The sequence below is a fragment of the Streptomyces sp. NPDC017936 genome, from assembly GCF_044328485.1.
Taxonomy (GTDB): Bacteria; Actinomycetota; Actinomycetes; order Streptomycetales; family Streptomycetaceae; genus Streptomyces.
This window is the reverse complement of the sequence record NZ_JBIRHK010000022.1, coordinates 103527-122833: the sequence shown is the minus strand read 5'-3', so window position 1 is coordinate 122833 and position 19307 is coordinate 103527. Positions and strand designations below refer to the sequence as shown.

Sequence of the window (19307 nt, the reverse complement as noted above, 5' to 3'; positions counted from 1 at the left end):
TGCCTGCTGCCACGGTCGGGGGTGGCTGTGACGAGCTGAGCGACGGGCTCCAGCCGCACCGCCACGACCCGCTCCCGCCGTCTCGCGGGTGCGGCAGCGTGGTGGCTGCGCCGTGTCGGGCGGTCCGCTTGTGCTGTCTTGCGGGTGCGGCAGCGTGGTGGCTGCGCCGTGTCGGGCGGTCCGCTTGTGCTGTCTTGCGGGTGCGGGTGCGTGGTGGCTGCGCCGTGTCGGGCGGTCCGCTTGTGCTGTCTTGCGGGTGCGGGTGCGTGGTGGCTGCGCCGTGTCGGGCGGTCCGCTTGTGCTGTCTTGCGGGTGCGGGTGCGTGGTGGCTGCGCCGTGTCGGCCGGCCTGCCTCCGCCGGCTCGCGGGTGCGGGTGCGTCGCGTCGTCCGGTCCGGTTCCGGGTGTGGGTGGGGGTCGTCCCGTGGAAGGGGTGGGGGGTGGCTCGTAGAGTGGAGGGGTTCGCGGCGTTCTGGGGGTGTGGGCGTGGGCGGCGGTGGAGCGGTCGAGCACGGGTATCCGCATCTGGAGACGGTGCGGGGCGCCATCACGGCGCTGTACCGGCGGCTGTCGTACGACACCGTGCAGCTGTTCGATACGAGCGTGGCTCCGGTCGATGTGGCGTTCTGCGACACCGACGATCTTCATCTGGGGGCGCAGCGGGTGGCGCGGGAGCTGGTGCGGCACTTCCGGTTGCCGGACGCTCGGATGGTCGTCGGTTTCCGGGAGATGGAGTACGCGGCGAACGTGGAACTGGCGGCGGGGCCCGAGTACTTCGTGGAGCTGAACGACCGGTTCCGTAGGTATCGGCGGGACATCGGGGCGGCCCTGGCGCACGAGATCACGCATGTCTTCCTGCATCGGCTGGACCTGTCGTTCCCGGCCACGCGGGACAACGAGATCCTGACGGACACGGTGACGACGTATCTGGGGGCGGGGTGGCTGCTGCTCGACGCGTACCGGGAGGACGCGGACTCGTCGCAGAAGCTGGGGTACCTCACCCCGGAGGAGTTCGGGTACGTGCTGGCGAAGCGGGCGGTGGTGTTCGGTGAGGATCCGTCGGTGTGGTTCACCAGTCCGCAGGCGTACACGGCGTACGCGAGGGGACGGGAGCTGGCGCGGCTCGACGGGCGGCAGCCGCCGTTGACGGGGGCGGGGTGGGCCGGGCGGCGGCGGTACGCCCGGGACCGGCGGTACGCGCAGGAGCGGCGGCCGGTCGCGGACGCTCCGTACGCGTTCGTGCCGGACCCGCGGGGGCCGCTGCGGGTGACGTTCCCGTGCCCGACGTGTCACCAGCGGATCAGGGTGCCGGTGCGGGGGCGGGTGCGGGCCCGGTGCGGGTTGTGCCGGACGGTGCTGGAGTGCGACACCTAGGGCGGGTGGGCCCGTCGGCCGCGGTTCAGGCGTGCGTGCGGACGATTCCCTGGGCCCGTGCGGCCACCAGCCACTTCGGGAACTCGCCCACCAGGCGGTCGTAGAGGTCCGCGTCGGACACGGTGCGGGGGTCGGAGCCGGCGTGGAAGAAGCCGGCGTTGTCGACGGCCCGTTTGTCGGGCACGGACAGCTCGTCGAGCTTGCGCAGGTAGTCGAACTGGCGGCTGTCCGGGTCGCCGAAGCCGACGAACTGCCAGAACAACGGCAGTTTCGCCGCCTTGCACAGGTACCGCTCGGCGGCGAGCTTGTTGATCGGGCCGCCGTCGGTCTGGAAGACGACCAGGGCGGGCGCGGTGGAGCCGCTGTCGAGGTGGTGGTCGATGACGGCGTCCATGGCCACGTGGTAGCTGGTCCTGCCCATGTGGCCGAGGCCCGCGACGATCCGCTCGATCCGCCCCCGGTGGTCGGCGAGGGAGATGTCGGTGACGGCGTCGACGTCCGTGGAGAAGAAGACGACCGGGACCCTGCCGTCGTCGTCGAGGTGCGCGGACAGTCCGAGCACCCGGTCGGCGAGCGCCTGCACACTGCCGTCCTTGTAGTACGGCTTCATGGACCCGGAGTGGTCGAGCACGAGGTAGACGGCGGCCCGCTGCCCGTCCAGGCCGTGCTTCGTGAGGGAGATGCCGGCGGTCTTGTACAGGCTGACCAGCGCGGGCGCGGTCTCCTGGACCTTGCTGAGACTGATGGCGACCATGCCCCACCCTCCCACACGGCAGAAGGCGACGGCGCCTGCCCGGTCGTCCGGTCGGGGACTGTGGGGCAGGCGCCGTCGGCGTTCCGTACGCCTTTGTACGGGACGTGTGTGAGGTGCCGTCAGACCATCAGGGCGCGGTCGGTCGGGCGGATCGGCGCCGGCAGGTCGCTGGCGCCGGTCAGGAACCGGTCGACGCCGCGGGCGGCCGAGCGGCCCTCCGCGATCGCCCACACGATGAGCGACTGGCCGCGGCCGGCGTCACCGGCGACGAACACGCCGGGCACGTTGGTCTGGAAGTCGGCGTCGCGGGCGATGTTGCCGCGCTCGTCGAGGTCCAGGCCGAACTGGTCGACCAGGCCGTTCTCGCGGTCGGTGCCGGTGAAGCCCATCGCGAGGGTGACCAGCTGGGCGGGGATCTTGCGCTCCGTGCCGGGCTTGGGGGTCAGCCTGCCGTCGACGAACTCCACCTCGGTGAGGTGCAGCCACTGGACGTTGCCGTCCTCGTCGCCCTCGAAGTGGGTGGTGGAGACGGAGTAGACCCGCTCGCCGCCCTCCTCGTGCGCGGACGTGACCTTGTACAGCATGGGGAAGGTCGGCCACGGCTGGGAGACCGCGTTCCGCTCGTCGTTCGGGCGGGGCATGATCTCCAGCTGGGTGACGGAGGCCGCGCCCTGGCGGTGGGCGGTGCCCACGCAGTCGGCGCCGGTGTCGCCGCCGCCGATGACCACGACGTGCTTGCCCTCGGCCGAGATCGGCGGGGCGACGTAGTCGCCCTCCTGGACCTTGTTGGCCAGCGGCAGGTACTCCATGGCCTGGTGGACGCCCTTGAGTTCGCGGCCCGGCACCGGCAGGTCACGGGCGGTCGTCGCGCCGGCGGCGATGACGACCGCGTCGTACCGCTTCTTCAGGTCGGTCGCCTTGAGGTCGCGGCCGATCTCGACGCCGGTGCGGAAGCGGGTGCCCTCCGCGCGCATCTGCTCGATGCGGCGATTGATGTGCCGCTTCTCCATCTTGAACTCGGGGATGCCGTAGCGCAGGAGGCCTCCGATGCGGTCCGCGCGCTCGTAGACGGCGACGGTGTGGCCGGCCCGGGTCAGCTGCTGGGCGGCGGCCAGGCCCGCGGGGCCCGAGCCGATGACCGCGACCGTCTTGCCGGACAGGCGCTCGGGCACCTGCGGGGCGACGTCGCCGGTCTCCCACGCCTTGTCGATGATCGAGACCTCGACGTTCTTGATGGTGACCGGCGGCTGGTTGATGCCCAGCACACACGCCGACTCGCAGGGGGCCGGGCAGAGGCGACCGGTGAACTCCGGGAAGTTGTTGGTCGCGTGCAGGCGCTCCTGGGCGGCCGCCCAGTCCTCGCGGTAGGCGTAGTCGTTCCACTCGGGGATGAGGTTCCCCAGCGGACAGCCGTTGTGGCAGAACGGGATGCCGCAGTCCATGCACCGGCTGGCCTGCTTGCTGATGATCGGCAGCAGGGAACCGGGGACGTAGACCTCGTTCCAGTCCTTGACGCGCTCCCCGACGGGACGGGTCTTGGCGACCTCGCGACCGTGGTTGAGGAAGCCCTTGGGATCAGCCATTGGTCGCCGCCTCCATCATCTTCTCGGTGATCTCGGTCTCGGAGAGACCGGCTCGCTCGGCGGCGTCCTTGGCGGCGAGCACTGCCTTGTACGTGCTGGGGATGATCTTGCTGAAGCGCTCCGCGGACGTGTCCCAGTCGGCGAGCAGCTTCTCGGCGACCGTGGAACCGGTCTCCTCGGCGTGGCGGCGCACCACGTCGTGCAGCCACTGCTTGTCCGCGTCGTCCAGCGCCTGGACCGCGTCGAGGTTGCCGGCGTTGACGTTGTCGCGGTCGAGGTCGATGACGTAGGCGACACCGCCGGACATGCCGGCCGCGAAGTTGCGGCCCGTCTCGCCGAGGACCACGGCGTGACCGCCGGTCATGTACTCGCAGCCGTGGTCGCCGACGCCCTCGGAGACGACCGTCGCGCCGGAGTTGCGGACGCAGAACCGCTCGCCGGTGCGGCCGCGCAGGAACAGCTCACCGCCGGTCGCGCCGTACGCGATGGTGTTGCCCGCGATCGTCGAGTACTCGGCGAGGTGGTCGGCGCCCCGGTCGGGACGGACGATCACCCGGCCGCCGGAGAGGCCCTTGCCGACGTAGTCGTTGGCGTCGCCCTCCAGGCGCAGCGTGACGCCGCGCGGGAGGAAGGCGCCGAAGGACTGGCCCGCGGAGCCGGTGAAGGTGATGTCGATGGTGTCGTCGGGCAGGCCCGCGCCACCGAACTTCTTCGTCACCTCGTGGCCGAGCATGGTGCCGACCGTGCGGTTGATGTTGCGGATGGCGACCTGGGCGCGCACCGGCTGGGCGTCGTGCGCGGCGTCGGCGGCGAGGGCGTCGGCGGCGAGCTTGATCAGCTCGTTGTCGAGGGCCTTCTCCAGGCCGTGGTCCTGCTGGACCAGCTGGTGACGCACCGCGCCCTCGGGCAGCTCGGGCACGTGGAACAGCGGCTCCAGGTTCAGGCCCTGCGCCTTCCAGTGGTCGACGGCGCGCTCGACGTCGAGGACCTCGGCGTGGCCGACGGCCTCCTCGATCGAGCGGAAGCCCAGCTCGGCGAGGAGTTCGCGGACCTCCTGCGCGATGAACTGGAAGAAGTTCACCACGTACTCGGCCTTGCCGGAGAACCGGTCGCGCAGCGTCGGGTTCTGGGTGGCGATGCCGACCGGGCAGGTGTCCAGGTGGCAGACGCGCATCATGACGCAGCCGGAGACGACGAGCGGCGCGGTCGCGAAACCGAACTCCTCGGCGCCGAGCAGCGCGGCGATGACGACGTCGCGGCCGGTCTTCAGCTGGCCGTCGGTCTGGACGACGATGCGGTCGCGCAGGCCGTTGAGCAGCAGGGTCTGCTGGGTCTCGGCGAGGCCGAGCTCCCAGGGGCCGCCCGCGTGCTTGAGCGAGGTCAGCGGGGAGGCGCCGGTGCCGCCGTCGTGGCCGGAGATGAGCACGACGTCCGCGTGCGCCTTGGACACGCCCGCCGCGACCGTGCCGACGCCGACCTCGGAGACCAGCTTGACGTGGATCCGCGCCTGCGGGTTCGCGTTCTTCAGGTCGTGGATCAGCTGGGCGAGGTCTTCGATGGAGTAGATGTCGTGGTGCGGCGGCGGGGAGATCAGGCCCACGCCGGGCGTCGAGTGACGGGTCTTGGCGACCCACGGGTAGACCTTGTGGCCGGGCAGCTGGCCGCCTTCGCCGGGCTTGGCGCCCTGGGCCATCTTGATCTGGATGTCGTCCGCGTTGACCAGGTACTCGGAGGTCACGCCGAAGCGGCCGGAGGCGACCTGCTTGATGGCGCTGCGGCGCGCCGGGTCGTACAGGCGCTCGGGGTCCTCGCCGCCCTCACCGGTGTTGGACTTGCCGCCCAGCTGGTTCATGGCGATGGCGAGGGTTTCGTGCGCCTCCTTGGAGATGGAGCCGTACGACATGGCGCCGGTGGAGAAGCGCTTGACGATCTCGGAGACCGGCTCGACCTCGTCGACGGGGATCGACGGGCGGTCCGACGTGAAGCCGAACAGGCCGCGCAGCGTCATCAGGCGCTCGGACTGCTCGTTCACCCGGTCCGTGTACTTCTTGAAGATGTCGTAGCGGCCGGTGCGCGTGGAGTGCTGGAGGCGGAAGACCGTCTCCGGGTCGAACAGGTGGGGCTCGCCCTCGCGGCGCCACTGGTACTCGCCGCCGATCTCCAGGGCGCGGTGGGCCGGGGCGATGCCGGACGCCGGGTACGCCTTGGCGTGGCGGGCGGCGACCTCCTTGGCGACGACGTCGATGCCGACGCCGCCGATCTTGGTGGCGGTGCCGTTGAAGTACTTCTCGACGAAGGCCTCGTCGAGGCCGACGGCCTCGAAGACCTGCGCGCCGCGGTAGGAGGCGACGGTCGAGATACCCATCTTGGACATGACCTTCAGGACGCCCTTGCCGAGGGCGTAGATCAGGTTGCGGATCGCCTTCTCGGGCTCGATGCCCGGCAGGAAGGTGCCGGCGCGGACCAGGTCCTCGACGGACTCCATCGCCAGGTACGGGTTGACGGCGGCGGCGCCGTAGCCGATGAGCAGGGCGACGTGGTGGACCTCGCGGACGTCGCCGGCCTCGACCAGCAGGCCCACGTGGGTGCGCTGCTTGGTGCGGATGAGGTGGTGGTGGACGGCCGCGGTGAGCAGCAGCGACGGGATGGGCGCGTGCTCGGCGTCCGAGTGGCGGTCCGACAGGACGATCAGGCGGGCGCCGTTGTCGATGGCGGCGTCGGCCTCGGCGCAGATCTCCTCGATGCGCGCGGCGAGGGCGTCGCCGCCGCCGTGCACCCGGTACAGGCCGGACAGGGTCGCGGCCTTGAAGCCGGGCATGTCGCCGTCGGCGTTGATGTGGATGAGCTTGGCCAGCTCGTCGTTGTCGATCACCGGGAAGGGCAGGGTGACCGAGCGGCACGAGGCGGCGGTCGGCTCGAGCAGGTTGCCCTGCGGGCCCAGCGAGGAGCGCAGGGAGGTGACCAGTTCCTCGCGGATGGCGTCCAGCGGCGGGTTGGTGACCTGCGCGAACAGCTGGGTGAAGTAGTCGAAGAGCAGGCGCGGGCGCGAGGACAGCGCGGCGATCGGCGAGTCGGTGCCCATGGAGCCGATCGGCTCGGCGCCGGCCTTGGCCATCGGCGCGAGGATGACGCGCAGCTCCTCCTCGGTGTAGCCGAAGGTCTGCTGGCGGCGGGTGACCGAGGCGTGCGTGTGCACGATGTGCTCGCGCTCGGGCAGGTCGGACAGCTCGATCTCGCCGGCTTCCAGCCACTCGGCGTAGGGCTTCTCCGCCGCGAGCTGGGCCTTGATCTCGTCGTCCTCGATGATGCGGTGCTCGGCGGTGTCGACGAGGAACATCTTGCCGGGCTGGAGGCGGCCCTTGCGGACGACCCTGGCGGGGTCGATGTCGAGGACGCCGACCTCGGAGCCGAGGACGACCAGGCCCTCGTCGGTGACCCAGTAGCGGCCGGGGCGCAGGCCGTTGCGGTCGAGGACCGCGCCGACCTGGGTGCCGTCGGTGAAGGTGACGCAGGCGGGGCCGTCCCAGGGCTCCATCATCGTGGAGTGGAACTGGTAGAAGGCGCGCCGGGCCGGGTCCATGGAGTCGTGGTTCTCCCACGCCTCCGGGATCATCATCAGCACGGAGTGCGGCAGCGAGCGGCCGCCCAGGTGCAGCAGTTCGAGCACCTCGTCGAAGGACGCCGAGTCGGAGGCGTCCGGCGTACACACCGGGAAGATGCGCTCGATGGCCTTCTGGTCCGACGTGAACAGGTCGGAGACGAGCTGCGACTCGCGGGCGCGCATCCAGTTGCGGTTGCCCTTGACGGTGTTGATCTCACCGTTGTGCGCGATGAAGCGGTACGGGTGCGCGAGCGGCCACGAGGGGAAGGTGTTCGTGGAGAAGCGCGAGTGGACCAGGGCGACGGCCGAGGCGAAGCGGCGGTCGGACAGGTCGGGGAAGAAGGGCTCCAGCTGGCCGGTGGTCAGCATGCCCTTGTAGACGATGGTCCGGGCGGACAGCGACGGGAAGTAGACGCCGGCCTCGCGCTCGGCGCGCTTGCGCAGCACGAACGCCTTGCGGTCGAGGGCGATGCCCTCGCTCTGGCCGTCGGCGACGAACACCTGGCGGAAGGCCGGCATGGTGGAGCGGGCCGTGGCGCCGAGCAGTTCGGGGGCGACGGGGACCTCGCGCCAGCCGAGGACGGTGAGCCCTTCCTCGCCGGCGATCGTCTCGATGCGGGAGACGGCGTCCTGGGTGCCGTCCTCGGGGAGGAAGGCGATGCCGACCGCGTAGGAGCCGGCCTCGGGCAGCTCGAAACCGGCCACCTCGCGGAAGAAGGCGTCGGGGACCTGGCTGAGGATGCCCGCGCCGTCGCCGGAGTCCGGCTCGGAGCCGGTGGCGCCGCGGTGCTCGAGGTTGCGCAGAACGGTCAGCGCCTGCTCGACCAGCGCGTGGCTCGCCTCGCCCGTCAGGGTGGCCACGAAGCCGACGCCGCAGGCGTCGTGCTCGTCGCGGGGGTCGTACATACCCTGCGCAGCAGGGCGAGCATCCATGAACGACCAGTTCTGGCCGTTCGCGGAATGCTGGGACGGCTGGCGCGGCGTACGCATCGGCTCTCCCGTCGTCGTCAAGTGGCATATGCAGATTGCCGAGGGACGACGTTGGCCCTCTGCGTGGGTGCAAAATTTCGTGCAGGTTACATGATGGAGCGGTTCTCGGGAACCGGATACTCCGTTCCAACATGCGGACGCCGCGGGGTGGCGACGGGTGCCGCGCGGGGCGGCTCGAAGTGTGGGGGAACCGAGCGGGACAGATCGGTGTCCGTCGGTCCGAAGCGGCGAGGAGGGCGTGGTAGCCCGCCCCGCGGGTGCGCCGCAGGCGTCATTGCCCGCAGCGCCTATGGCTCTTGCCCGCTGTTCAAGCAGTCGAAACCAGCGAGTAACGGGTACTTATGCGGCCCGACGCATAAGTACCAGTCGCACTATCCTACGGCCGTTCCGAAGAAACTGCCCAGGGCGTACGTCACACCGGCCGCGGCGCCACCGAGGAGCAGCTGCCGCAGACCGCTGTACCACCAGGTGCGCGCGGTCACCCGTGCCACGACCGCGCCGCACAGGAACAGCCCGAGCAGCGCGAGCAGCACGGCCGGCCAGAGCGCCGTCGCCCCCAGCAGGTACGGCAGGACGGGCAGCAGGGCGCCCAGCGCGAAGGATCCGAAGCTGGACAGGGCGGCGACGAGCGGCGACGGCAGGTCGCCGGGGTCGATGCCCAGTTCCTCGCGGGCGTGGATCTCCAGCGCCTGCTCGGGGTCGCGCGACAGCTGCCGGGCGACCTGCCGGGCGAGATCCGGCTCGACGCCCCTCGCCACGTACAGCGCGGCCAGCTCGGCCTCCTCGTCCTGCGGGTGCTTGCGCAGCTCCCGCCGCTCGACGTCCAGCTCCGCCTCGACCAGCTCGCGCTGGGAGGCGACGGAGGTGTACTCGCCGGCGGCCATCGAGAAGGCGCCGGCGGCCAGGCCCGCGAGCCCGGTGAGCACGAGGGTCTGCTGACTCACCGAGCTTCCGGCGACGCCGGTCATCAGGGCGAGGTTGGAGACCAGCCCGTCCATGGCGCCGAAGACGGCGGGGCGCAGCCAGCCGCCGTTCACGTCCCGGTGCGTGTGGTTGTCGCGGTGCGCCTCGTGCAGCGCGGCCTCGGTGTCGATGATGGCCATGAAGATCCCCCAGGAAAGCTAAGGCAAAGCTAACTTTGGACACGTTCTACTTTTTAACAACGCACAGACTACGCCGGGATCTTCCCGCCCGCCAGAAAGGAAAGGCTGGGCTAACCTGCGCCTTTGTCCTCTCGCGCTCAGAAGATCAAGGGGCTGCACAGATGTCGTCCGGGTGACATGAGGGCGCCGCAGGCTCAGGTCAACCGCCGACGGTGGGACACATCCGCAAAGGCTCCGCGCCCGTGCGGGGCCCCTCAGGAGAGGCCCCGTATGGCATCGACCGCCAGCATCCCCACGGTCCCGGCGCCGGGGGACGCCGCCGAACTGCGCGAACGGGCCCGCGGCGCACTGCTCGGCCTCGCCGTCGGAGACGCCCTCGGAGCGCCGGCCGAGAACATGAAGCCCTCGCAGATCCGCGCCCGCTGGGGCCGCATCACGGGCTACGTCGACGAGAAGCCGTCCGGTACGGACGACACCGAGTACGCGATCTTCTCCGGCCTGCTGCTGGCCCGCCACGGCTCCGCGCTCACCCCCGCCCACGTGGAAGCGGCCTGGCACGAGTGGATCGCCGACCGCGACGAGGGTCCCTTCCGCGGGGCCGGCTTCAGCGAGCGCGGCACGCTGGAGAACCTGCGCCGGGGCCTGGCCGCCCCCATCTCCGCCCAGCACCGGCACGCCTGGAGCGACGGCCTCGCCATGCGGGCGGCCCCCTTCGGCGTCTTCGCCGCGGGCCGCCCCGCCGAGGCCGCCCGCCTGGTCGCGATCGACGGCTCGGTCAGCCACGACGGCGAGGGCATCTACGGCGGCCAGGCGGTCGCGGCGGGCGTGGCGGCGGCGATGGCGGGCGCGCCGACGGTCGCGGTCGTGGCCTCGGCGCTCGCCGTCGTCCCCGACGACTCCTGGACGGCCCGCTCCCTGCGGCGCGCGGTCGCGGTGGCCCACCGCGGCGAACGCGCGGTGCGCTCCGCGGTCGTGATCGGCGGCTACCCGTGGACCGACCTGGCCCCCGAGGCGGTGGCCCTCGCCTTCGGCGCGTACGCGGCGGCCGACGGCGACTTCGCCCAGGCCGTCCTCACCGCCGTGAACATGGGCCGCGACGCCGACACCACCGCGGCGGTGGCCGGCGCCCTGGCCGGCGCGACCCGGGGCGAGTCCGCCGTCCCCGCGGAGTGGGCGGCGGCCATCGGCCCCGCACGGGGCAGCTGCCTGCCGTCGATGGCCGGCCACCACGTCCTGGCCGTGGCCGACCTCCTGACCACCCGCGCCCACCGGACCCAGGAGGTGCCGTCATGAGGCCCCCGGGCCCCTGGGAGGAGGGGATGGCACCGGGAGCCGGCGATCGCACGGTCGCGACGGAGCCGGAACCGGAGCCGGGGGCGACTCCGGAGGAGGTGGGGCTCGGCACGGCCCCGGAGGAACCGCGGCACGGGCCGATCCCGGAGGAACCGCGGCACGGGCCGATCCCGGAGGAGCCGCGGCACGGGCCGGCCCCGGAGGAGCCGCGGCACGGGCCGGCCCCGGAGAAACCACGACACGAGCCGACCCCAGAAGAGCCGGGACTCGGCACAGCCCCAGAAGAGCCGCGGCTCGGGCCGGCCCCGGAGGAGCCGCGGCTCGGGTCGGCGCGTGCCGCGGTCGCGGAGGAGCCGGGAGCAACGGCGGCCACGGCGAGACCGGATCCGGACCAGGCCCTGGTGACGGCCGGGCCGAGCGAGGCGACGGCCGTCCCGGCGGGGCCGCCTGAAGCGGTGCTGATTCCGGCGAGGCCCAGCGGAACGGGCACGGCGCAGCCGGACGGAGCGTGGCCGGACGGAGCGTGGCCGGGCGCGGCGGAGCCGAGCGACGCCGGGGCCGTTCCGGCGGGGCCGAGCGGAGCCGCGGCCGTCGGCGGCGGGGTGGCCCCGCCGGGACCGCCCGCATCCGGCGGCGGTGCCCGCGCGGGCGGTGCGGGGGGCGACACCGGCCCGGCCGAAGCCGAAGCCGAAGGCGAAGGCGAGGCCGCGCCCCGCCCCCGGCGAGGAACCCGGCAGGCGACCCGTGTCGAGGGTCTCCTGCTGGGCCTCGCCGCGGGCGACGCCGCCGGCTGGCCCGCCGCCCGCCACCGAGCCGCCCGCATGCCGGACTGGACCCGCCGCCTCACCCGCGAGCTGGACACCTTCGCCGAACAGAACGCGACGACCACCCTCCCCGTCCCCATCGCCCTCAACCAGCCCCCCGAACCCCTCCGCCTCGGCCCCTCCGACGACGCGGAATGGGCGGCCTTCGCCGCGGAGGCGCTCCTCCGCGCGGGCGACGACAGCGTCCTCGGCGACCTGAGCCGCGAACGCCGTGCCCGTGCCGCCATCGACCTGACCTGGAACGCGCTCGCCAGTGAGGTCGCGGCGGCGGCCGAGCGCGCGCCCGAGGTCGAGTCGGCCGTACTCCCCCTGCGCGCCCGCATCTCCGTCCGCGCCGGCCTCGGCAACCTCGCCACCGGCCTGCGCCCGCCCGCCACCGGGCACGACAACCCGCACTACTTCGACGACGCGGCCTGCGTACGCGCCTGCGTCCTCGCGGTGACCCACCCCGGCGACCCCGAACGCGCCGCCGCGCTCGCCGAGTTCGACGCCCGCTACACCCAGGACGGCGACGGCGTGCACGGCGCCCGGGCGATGGCGGCGGCCCTGGCGCTGGCCCTGGCCGGCGCAGGCGCCGGCGCCTGCGTGGCGGCGGCCCTGGCCGAACTCCCCGGGGAGACGGAGATCGGCCGCAACGCCCGCCACGCGCTGGACCTCGCCCGTGCCGTCGAGAGCGCCTTCGCGCTGGTGCCGCTCCTGGAACACCAGATCGTGGACCACGTCTACAGCTACGGCATCGCGGCCGCCGAGACGGTCCCGGTGGCCCTGGCGCTGGCCCTGGCGTCCGGCGGCCGGATCGCCGAAGCCGTACCGGCGGCGGCCTGCCTGTCCCGGGTCGCGGACTCCGCCCCCGCCCTCGCGGGCGCCCTGACCGGCGCGCTGGGCGGCGGCGACGCGATCCCCGCCACCTGGCGCGACACCTGCCGCACCCTCTCCGGCTGCGCCCTCCCCCGCCTCACCGGCACCGACCTGGTGGAACTCGCCGAACTCCTGGAAGCCGCACAACCGGCCCCACCAGGAGGATGATTCGGGGCATGGCACCCGAAACAGAAGAAGGCCGCGGAAGCACCGGAACGTCCGGAGGAGCCGGGGGAAGCGGCGAGCACCGAGGAGACGCGGCGGCCCCGGCGTCCGGGGACACCGGGGCCCTGCTGGAGGAGCGCCTCACCGCCTCCCTCGTCGGCGCGGCCGTCGGCGACGCCCTCGGCGGCCCCGTCGAGGGCTACTCCCCCGACCAGATCCTCCAGCGCCACGGCGGGCGCGTCCACGGCGTCGTCGGCCCCTGGAACGGCGACGCCTGGCGCACCGCCCGCCCCCTCGCCCCGTACCACAAGGGCGACGGCCACGTCACCGACGACACCTTGATGACGCACGCGCTGATCCGGGTCTACGCCGCGGTCCGCGACCACCTGGACGCCTACGCCCTCGCCGACCACCTGGTCCCCGACCTGATGACGACCCCCCGCTGGATCCCGGAGCTGGAGGCCGAGGCACTCCCCCTGCACCGTGTGTTCCTCGCCGAGAAGTGGCTGGTGACGAGGATCCACTACGGCCATGTCGACCCCCGCGAGGCGGGCACCGGCAACATCGTCAACTGCGGTGCGGCGATGTACATGGCCCCGGTCGGACTGGTCAACGCGGCCAACCCGCCCGCCGCCTACGCCGAGGCGATCGACCTCGCCGGCGCCCACCAGTCGTCGTACGGCCGCGAGGCGGCGGGGGTCTTCGCGGCGGCGGTGGCGGCCGCGTGCGCACCCGGAGCGACGGCGGACTCGGTGGTGGCGGCGTGTCTGTCCCTGGCCAAGGACGGGACCCGCACGGCGATCGAGAAGGTCTGCGAGGAGGCGGCCCGCCACACGGACGCCGAGTCGGCGCTGCTCCCCCTGCGGGAGGCGGTGACCCCGTACGACACGGTCGGCCCCGACTACCGGCGGCCCTCCCTCGCCGCCCGCCGCCCCTCCCGGCTGCACGCGATCGAGGAACTCCCCGTCGCGCTCGGGATGCTGGTGGTCGCCGGCGGCGACTACCGCCACGCGGTCCTGGGCGCGGTGAACTACGGCCGGGACTGCGACTCGATCGCGACGATGGCGGGCGCGCTGGCCGGCGCGCTCGGCTCGCCCGTCCCCGACGACTGGGCGAAGCAGGTGGCGGAGGCCAGCCGCCTGGACCTGTGGGCGCCGGCGAGAACGCTCACCGAGGTGACCCGGGAGATCTTCGCGAAGGACCTTCGCCGCCGCAGGGCCCACGAGCGGGCCTTCACCGCGATCGGGGGCCGGGGATGCTCCGACTGACCTGGATCCAGCCGGAGGACCTCCTCGGCCACGAGCTGCGCCAGGCGGCCCTGGACGGCCGCGAGCCCTCGGCCGTCGCGGCCCGCTGGCGGGCGGCGGGCGGCCGGACGGCCCCGGAGCGGGCGGGCGCCTCCGCGCACCGCGCCTCCCGCTACCTCCGTCTCCTGGCGGAGGACCTCCTGGACGAACTGGCCGACCTGCCGAGCCGGCTGGCGGAGGACGAACCGACGGAACTGGAGAGGATCCGAGCGCTCTGCCCCGACTGGCCGGCGTCCCCCGCGCACCCGGCGGACGCCCGCTCGCCCCGACGCGGCGCGCCCGCCCCGGCCGGCCTGGAAGCGGCCTGGCTCGGCCGGGCGGTGGGCTGCCTCCTCGGCAAGCCCGTGGAGAAACTCCCCCTGGACGGCATCCGCGCCCTCGCCGGGTCCACCGGCAACTGGCCCCTCCACACGTACTTCACCGCGCGCGGGGTCCCCCCGGAGGTCCTCGCGGCGCACCCCTGGAACCGCCGCTCGGCGGCCACCTCCCTCGCCGAGAACATCGACGGCATGCCCGAGGACGACGACCTCAACTACCCCCTGCTCAACGTCCTCCTGCTGCAACGCCACGGCAGGGCCTTCACCACCGCCGACGTCGCCCGCCTGTGGCTGGAGGAACTGCCGGCGGGCCGCACCTTCACCGCGGAGCGCATCGCCTACCGCAACCTCCTGTGCGGCATCGAACCCCCGCACACCGCCCGCCACCGCAACCCCTTCCGCGAATGGATCGGCGCCCTCATCCGCGCCGACGTCCACGGCTGGACCAACCCCGGCGACCCGGCCGCGGCCGCCGCACAGGCCCACCGCGACGCCACCCTCTCCCACACCGCCAACGGCGTCTACGCGGCGATGTTCACGGCGGCCGTCATCGCCGCCGCGGCCACCGGCGACCACGACGTCCACGCCTGCCTGCGCACCGGCCTCACCGTCGTGCCGCCCCGCTCCCGGCTGGCCCGCGCGATCACCCACGCCGTCCGGCTGGCCCGGTCCCACGAGGACTTCGACACCGTCGTGGACGAACTCCACGCCCTGCACGGGGCGGCCCACCACTGGGTCCACGCGATTCCCAACACCGCGCTCGTCGCCGCCGCCCTCACCCACGCCGACGGCGACTTCACCGGCTCCGTCTGCCGTGCCGTGTCGGGCGGTTGGGACACCGACTCCAACGGCGCCACCGCCGGCAGCGTCGCCGCCCTGCTGGCTGGCGACCCCGCCGCCCTGCCCGACCGCTGGACGGCCCCCCTGAAGAACCGCCTCGCCACCTCCGTCGCCGGCCTCGACGGCACCGGCTTCGACACGCTCGCCCACCTGACCCACCGGGAGGCATTCCGCCCATGACCGACATCGTCGTGCTCGGCAGCACGAACATGGACCTCGTCGCCTACGTCGAGAAGGCCCCGCAGCGCGGGGAGACCGTGACGGGACACCGGTTCCGCACGATCCCCGGCGGCAAGGGCGCCAACCAGGCGATCGCCGCCGCCCACGCGGGCGCCACCGTCTCGCTGATCGGCGCCGTCGGCAACGACTCCTTCGGCACCCGCCTGCGCTCCACGCTCGAACACAGCGGGGTCGACACCGACCACCTGCGCACCGTGGAGGGCCCGTCCGGCACCGCCCACATCGTCGTGGACGACGAGGGCGGCAACGCGATCGTCGTCGTCCCGGGCGCGAACGGCACCGTCGACCACCTCGCCCCCGGCGACGAGGGCCTCATCGCCGGCGCCGACGCCCTGCTGCTCCAGCTGGAGATCCCGCTGCCCGCGGTCGTCGCGGGCGCCCGGGCGGCCCGCGCCCACGGCGTCCGGACGATCCTCACGCCCGCCCCGGCCCGGCCGCTGCCACCCGAACTCCTCGACGCCGTCGACCTGTTGGTGCCCAACGAGCACGAGGCCGCCACGCTCACCGGCCGCACCGACCCGCGCGAGGCGGCCCTCGCCCTCCTCGACAGCGTCCCGGAGGTCGTCGTCACCCTGGGCGCCGCCGGCAGCCTGTACGCGGCCCGCGGCGGCGAACCGCTGACCGTCCCCGCCCCGCACGTCACCGCCGTGGACTCGACCGGCGCGGGCGACACCTTCGCCGGCGCGCTCGCGGTGGCCCTCGGCGAGGGGCGTCCCGTCCCTCAGGCGCTGGCCTGGGCGGCCGCGGCCGCCGCGCTGTCCGTCCAGCGGCCGGGCGCGTCGGCGTCGATGCCCTGCCGCTCCGAGATCGACAAGCAGTACGCGTCATGAGCGGGGCGACGACCGGGAGGACCGGTGCGGTCCCCGCGGCTCCGCTGAGCGGTCTGCGCGTCCTCGACCTGGCCACCCTCTTCGCCGGCCCCCTCGCCGCCACCATGCTCGGCGACTTCGGCGCGGAGGTCGTCAAGGTCGAGCACCCGGAGAAGCCCGACCCGTCCCGCGGCCACGGCCCGGCCAAGGACGGCGTCGGCCTGTGGTGGAAGATCCTCGGCCGCAACAAGCGCACGATCACCCTGAACCTCTCCCGGCCCGGCGGACGCGCCACCCTGCTGCGCCTCGCCGCCACCGCCGACGTGATCATCGAGAACTTCCGTCCCGGCACCCTGGAGAAGTGGGACCTCGGCTGGGAGGAGCTGTCGGCGGCCAACCCGCGCCTGGTCCTCACCCGCGTCACCGCCTTCGGCCAGTTCGGGCCCTACGCCCACCGCCCCGGCTTCGGCACCCTCGCCGAGGCGATGAGCGGCTTCGCCGCGATCACCGGCGAACCGGACGCGCCCCCGACCCTCCCGCCCTTCGGCCTCGCCGACTCGATCGCGGCTCTGGCCACGGCGTACGCGGTCATGACCGCCCTGGCCGCCCGGGACCGCACGGGCGAGGGCCAGGTCGTGGACATGGCGATCATCGAGCCCATCCTGACGGTCCTCGGCCCGCAGCCCCTCTGGTACGACCAGCTGGGCTACGTGCAGGCGCGCACCGGCAACCGGTCCGCCAACAACGCCCCGCGCAACACCTACCGCACGGCGGACGGCGACTGGGTCGCCGTGTCGACGTCGGCCCAGTCGGTGGCGGAGCGCGTCATGCGGTTGGTGGGCCGCCCCGACCTGATCGACGAGCCCTGGTTCGCCACGGGCGCCGACCGGGCCGCGCACGCCGACGTCCTCGACGCGGCGGTCGGCCGCTGGATCGCCGCCCACACCCGCGCCGACGTGCTCGCCGCGTTCGAGAAGGCGGAGGCGGCCGTCGCCCCGGTCCAGGACGTCCGGGACGTGCTGGCCGACCCCCAGTACCAGGCCCTCGACACGGTCACCACCGTCGACGACCCGGAGCTGGGCCCGATCCGCATGCAGAACGTCCTCTTCCGGCTCTCCTCGACTCCCGGTGCGATCCGCTGGGCCGGCCGCCCGCACGGCCGGGACACCGAGGCGGTCCTCACCGAACTGGGCCTGACCCCGGCCGACCTGGCCGCCCTGCGCACCGAGGGCGCCCTGTGATCCACCCGCTGACCTGGCTGTACGCCCCCGGTGACCGCCCGCACGTCGTCGCCAAGGCCCTGGCGTGCGGGGCGGACGTCGTCGTGATCGACCTGGAGGACGCGGTCGCCCCCGACCGCAAGGAGTACGCCCGCGCGGCCACCGCCGAACGGCTCGCCGAGGAACAGCCCGTCCCGGTGCACGTCCGGATCAACGCCCTGGACGGTCCCCTCGCCGCCGAAGACCTGCGGGCCGTCGCCGCGCTCCCCGGCGTGTCCGGTCTCCGTCTCCCCAAGGTGACGTCACCCGCGCAGGTCGCGGGCATCGCGGAACGCACCCCCGGCCCGCTCTACGCCCTGCTGGAGACGGCCCTGGGCGTCGAGCACGCCTACGCCATCGCCGCGGCGCACCCCTCGCTGCGCGGAGTCTCCCTGGGCGAGTCCGATCTCCGCGCCGACCTGGGCATCCGGGAGGACGCGGGCCTCGACTGGTCCCGGTCCCGGGTGATCGTCGCGGCCCGGGCGGCGGGCCTGGCGCCGCCCCCGCAGTCCGTCCACCCCGACATCCGTGATCTGGAGGGCCTGGTGGCCTCCTGCGCCCACGGCCGCGCCCTCGGCTTCCTGGGCCGCGCCGCCATCCACCCCCGCCAGCTCCCGATCATCGAACGGGCCTACCTGCCCACGCAGCGGGAGATCGAGGAGGCGGAGGCGGTCGTCAAGGCGGCGGCGGCCGAACCGGGCGCCCAGGCCCTGCCCGACGGCCGCTTCGTCGACGCGGCGGTGGTGGCCGCCGCGCGGCGGACCCTGTCGCTGGGCCGCAGGCTCTGACGCGTCCCGGTCCGCCGTCCGGACACGACGAGGGCCCGGACACGACGAGGGCGCCCGGAAAGATCCCGGGCGCCCTCGTCGTCGTCCAGCCGGACGTCAGTTCTTCTTGGCCGCCGACTCGGACTCGGCCGCGGCCCCGTCCCCGGCCTCCACCGCCACCGCGTCCTCCGCCGCGTCCTTCGTCTCGCCCTCGGCGTCTTCCCCGGCGTCCACGTCCGCCTTCGTCTTCGCCTCCGAGGAGCCGGCCTCGTCCTTCGTGCCGGTCCCGGCCTCCCCGTCGGCCGCCGCGTCGCCGCCCGGCGCGGTGTCCGGCTCGACGATCGCCTCGCGGCCCGGCCGCGTCTTCGCCGACGCCACGAAGTACGCCGCGGCGAGCAGGAACACGACCACCGAGGTCCAGTTGTTCAGCCGCATGCCCAGGATGTGGTGGGCGTCGTCGACGCGCAGGTACTCGGTCCAGAAGCGCCCCACGCAGTACGCGGCGACGTACAGCGCGAACGCCCGGCCGTGGCCCAGCGTGAAGCGGCGGTCCGCCCAGATCACCAGCAGCGCGACGGCGACGCACCACAGCGACTCGTACAGGAAGGTCGGGTGGTAGTAGCCCGGCACCCGGCCGTCCGCGGCCGACGTGATGTGCAGGGCCCAGGGCAGGTCGGTCTCCTTGCCGTACAGCTCCTGGTTGAACCAGTTGCCCCAGCGGCCGATCGCCTGCGCGAGGGCGATGCCGGGCGCGATGGCGTCGGCGTACGCGGGCAGCGGGATGCCGCGGCGGCGGCAGCCGATCCACGCGCCCAGCGCGCCGAGCGCGATCGCGCCCCAGATGCCGAGGCCGCCCTCCCAGATCTTGAAGGCGTCCACCCAGTCACGGCCCTCGCTGAAGTACAGCTCGTAGTCCGTGATCACGTGGTAGAGCCGGCCGCCGATCAGGCCGAAGGGGACGGCCCAGACCGCGATGTCGGCCACCGTGCCGGCCCGCCCGCCCCGGGCGACCCAGCGCCTGTTGCCGAGCCAGACCGCGACGAAGACACCGATGATGATGCAGAACGCGTAGCCGCGCAGCGGGACGGGGCCGAGGTACAGCACTCCGCGCGACGGACTGGGAATGTAGGCAAGTTCCATGGCAAGGTCGACGCTACCCTGCCGCGCCGGGCGCACGGCGGGCAGCCCGGCTACGGCTCCATAACAGGCCGGTGAGAACGGCTC

Annotated in this window: 14 protein-coding genes; 9 read left to right on the top strand and 5 right to left on the bottom strand. The window is 73.5% G+C overall.

Features of this window, described 5'->3' with window-relative positions; translation table 11 throughout:
• Positions 1-485: 485 nt before the first annotated feature.
• Positions 486-1373: a hypothetical protein gene (locus ACH4F6_RS35245; protein ID WP_397964461.1), complete on the top strand. Its 888-nt coding sequence runs from the start codon at positions 486-488 to the stop codon at positions 1371-1373.
• A 25-nt stretch (positions 1374-1398) separates the two neighbouring features.
• Here the strand turns inward: ACH4F6_RS35245 and ACH4F6_RS35240 are convergent, their stop codons facing one another.
• The 3 genes from ACH4F6_RS35240 to gltB form a co-directional block, all read right to left on the bottom strand.
• The gene (locus ACH4F6_RS35240; protein ID WP_397964460.1) at positions 1399-2127 is read right to left on the bottom strand and encodes a vWA domain-containing protein; all 729 of its coding nucleotides are present in this window, start codon (positions 2125-2127) and stop codon (positions 1399-1401) included.
• Between the two features lie 119 nt (positions 2128-2246).
• Positions 2247-3710 carry a glutamate synthase subunit beta gene (locus tag ACH4F6_RS35235; RefSeq protein ID WP_397964459.1) on the bottom strand — a complete coding sequence of 488 codons (1464 nt, stop codon included), beginning with the start codon at positions 3708-3710 and terminating at the stop codon, positions 2247-2249.
• Complete coding sequence (gene gltB, locus ACH4F6_RS35230; RefSeq protein ID WP_397964458.1) at positions 3703-8301, bottom strand: glutamate synthase large subunit; 4599 nt, start codon at positions 8299-8301, stop codon at positions 3703-3705. The genes ACH4F6_RS35235 and gltB overlap by 8 nt, the downstream gene beginning before the upstream one ends.
• Between gltB and ACH4F6_RS35225 the strand changes: the two genes are divergently transcribed.
• The gene (locus tag ACH4F6_RS35225) at positions 8243-8395 is read left to right on the top strand and encodes a hypothetical protein (protein ID WP_397964463.1); all 153 of its coding nucleotides are present in this window, start codon (positions 8243-8245) and stop codon (positions 8393-8395) included. The two genes, gltB and ACH4F6_RS35225, sit on opposite strands and share 59 nt — an antisense overlap.
• 277 nt (positions 8396-8672) lie before the next feature.
• Here ACH4F6_RS35225 and ACH4F6_RS35220 read toward each other — a convergent pair whose 3' ends face one another.
• A complete protein-coding gene (locus tag ACH4F6_RS35220) occupies positions 8673-9404 on the bottom strand; it encodes a VIT1/CCC1 transporter family protein (protein ID WP_397964457.1) in 732 nt (243 codons plus the stop codon).
• A gap of 270 nt (positions 9405-9674) precedes the next feature.
• Between ACH4F6_RS35220 and ACH4F6_RS35215 the strand changes: the two genes are divergently transcribed.
• The 7 genes from ACH4F6_RS35215 (at position 9675) to ACH4F6_RS35185 (ending at position 18104) form a co-directional block, all read left to right on the top strand.
• Positions 9675-10697, top strand: a complete 1023-nt coding sequence (locus ACH4F6_RS35215; RefSeq protein ID WP_397964456.1) for an ADP-ribosylglycohydrolase family protein — start codon at positions 9675-9677, stop codon at positions 10695-10697.
• A 602-nt stretch (positions 10698-11299) separates the two neighbouring features.
• Positions 11300-12547, top strand: a complete 1248-nt coding sequence (locus ACH4F6_RS35210) for an ADP-ribosylglycohydrolase family protein (RefSeq protein WP_397964455.1) — start codon at positions 11300-11302, stop codon at positions 12545-12547.
• An 8-nt stretch (positions 12548-12555) separates the two neighbouring features.
• The gene (locus tag ACH4F6_RS35205) at positions 12556-13812 is read left to right on the top strand and encodes an ADP-ribosylglycohydrolase family protein (protein WP_397964454.1); all 1257 of its coding nucleotides are present in this window, start codon (positions 12556-12558) and stop codon (positions 13810-13812) included.
• Positions 13800-15188, top strand: coding sequence for an ADP-ribosylglycohydrolase family protein (locus ACH4F6_RS35200; RefSeq protein WP_397964453.1), 1389 nt, complete (start codon positions 13800-13802; stop codon positions 15186-15188). The genes ACH4F6_RS35205 and ACH4F6_RS35200 overlap by 13 nt, the downstream gene beginning before the upstream one ends.
• Complete coding sequence (rbsK, locus tag ACH4F6_RS35195) at positions 15185-16078, top strand: ribokinase (RefSeq protein ID WP_397964452.1); 894 nt, start codon at positions 15185-15187, stop codon at positions 16076-16078. The genes ACH4F6_RS35200 and rbsK overlap by 4 nt, the downstream gene beginning before the upstream one ends.
• Entirely contained in the window at positions 16075-17298 is a 1224-nt protein-coding gene (locus ACH4F6_RS35190; protein WP_397964451.1) for a CaiB/BaiF CoA transferase family protein, read from the top strand. The genes rbsK and ACH4F6_RS35190 overlap by 4 nt, the downstream gene beginning before the upstream one ends.
• Complete coding sequence (locus tag ACH4F6_RS35185) at positions 17295-18104, top strand: HpcH/HpaI aldolase/citrate lyase family protein (protein ID WP_397964450.1); 810 nt, start codon at positions 17295-17297, stop codon at positions 18102-18104. The genes ACH4F6_RS35190 and ACH4F6_RS35185 overlap by 4 nt, the downstream gene beginning before the upstream one ends.
• Before the next feature lie 96 nt (positions 18105-18200).
• On the opposite strand, the gene lgt is transcribed toward ACH4F6_RS35185, so the two are convergent.
• The gene (gene lgt / locus ACH4F6_RS35180; protein WP_397964449.1) at positions 18201-19223 is read right to left on the bottom strand and encodes a prolipoprotein diacylglyceryl transferase; all 1023 of its coding nucleotides are present in this window, start codon (positions 19221-19223) and stop codon (positions 18201-18203) included.
• Positions 19224-19307 lie beyond the last annotated feature (84 nt).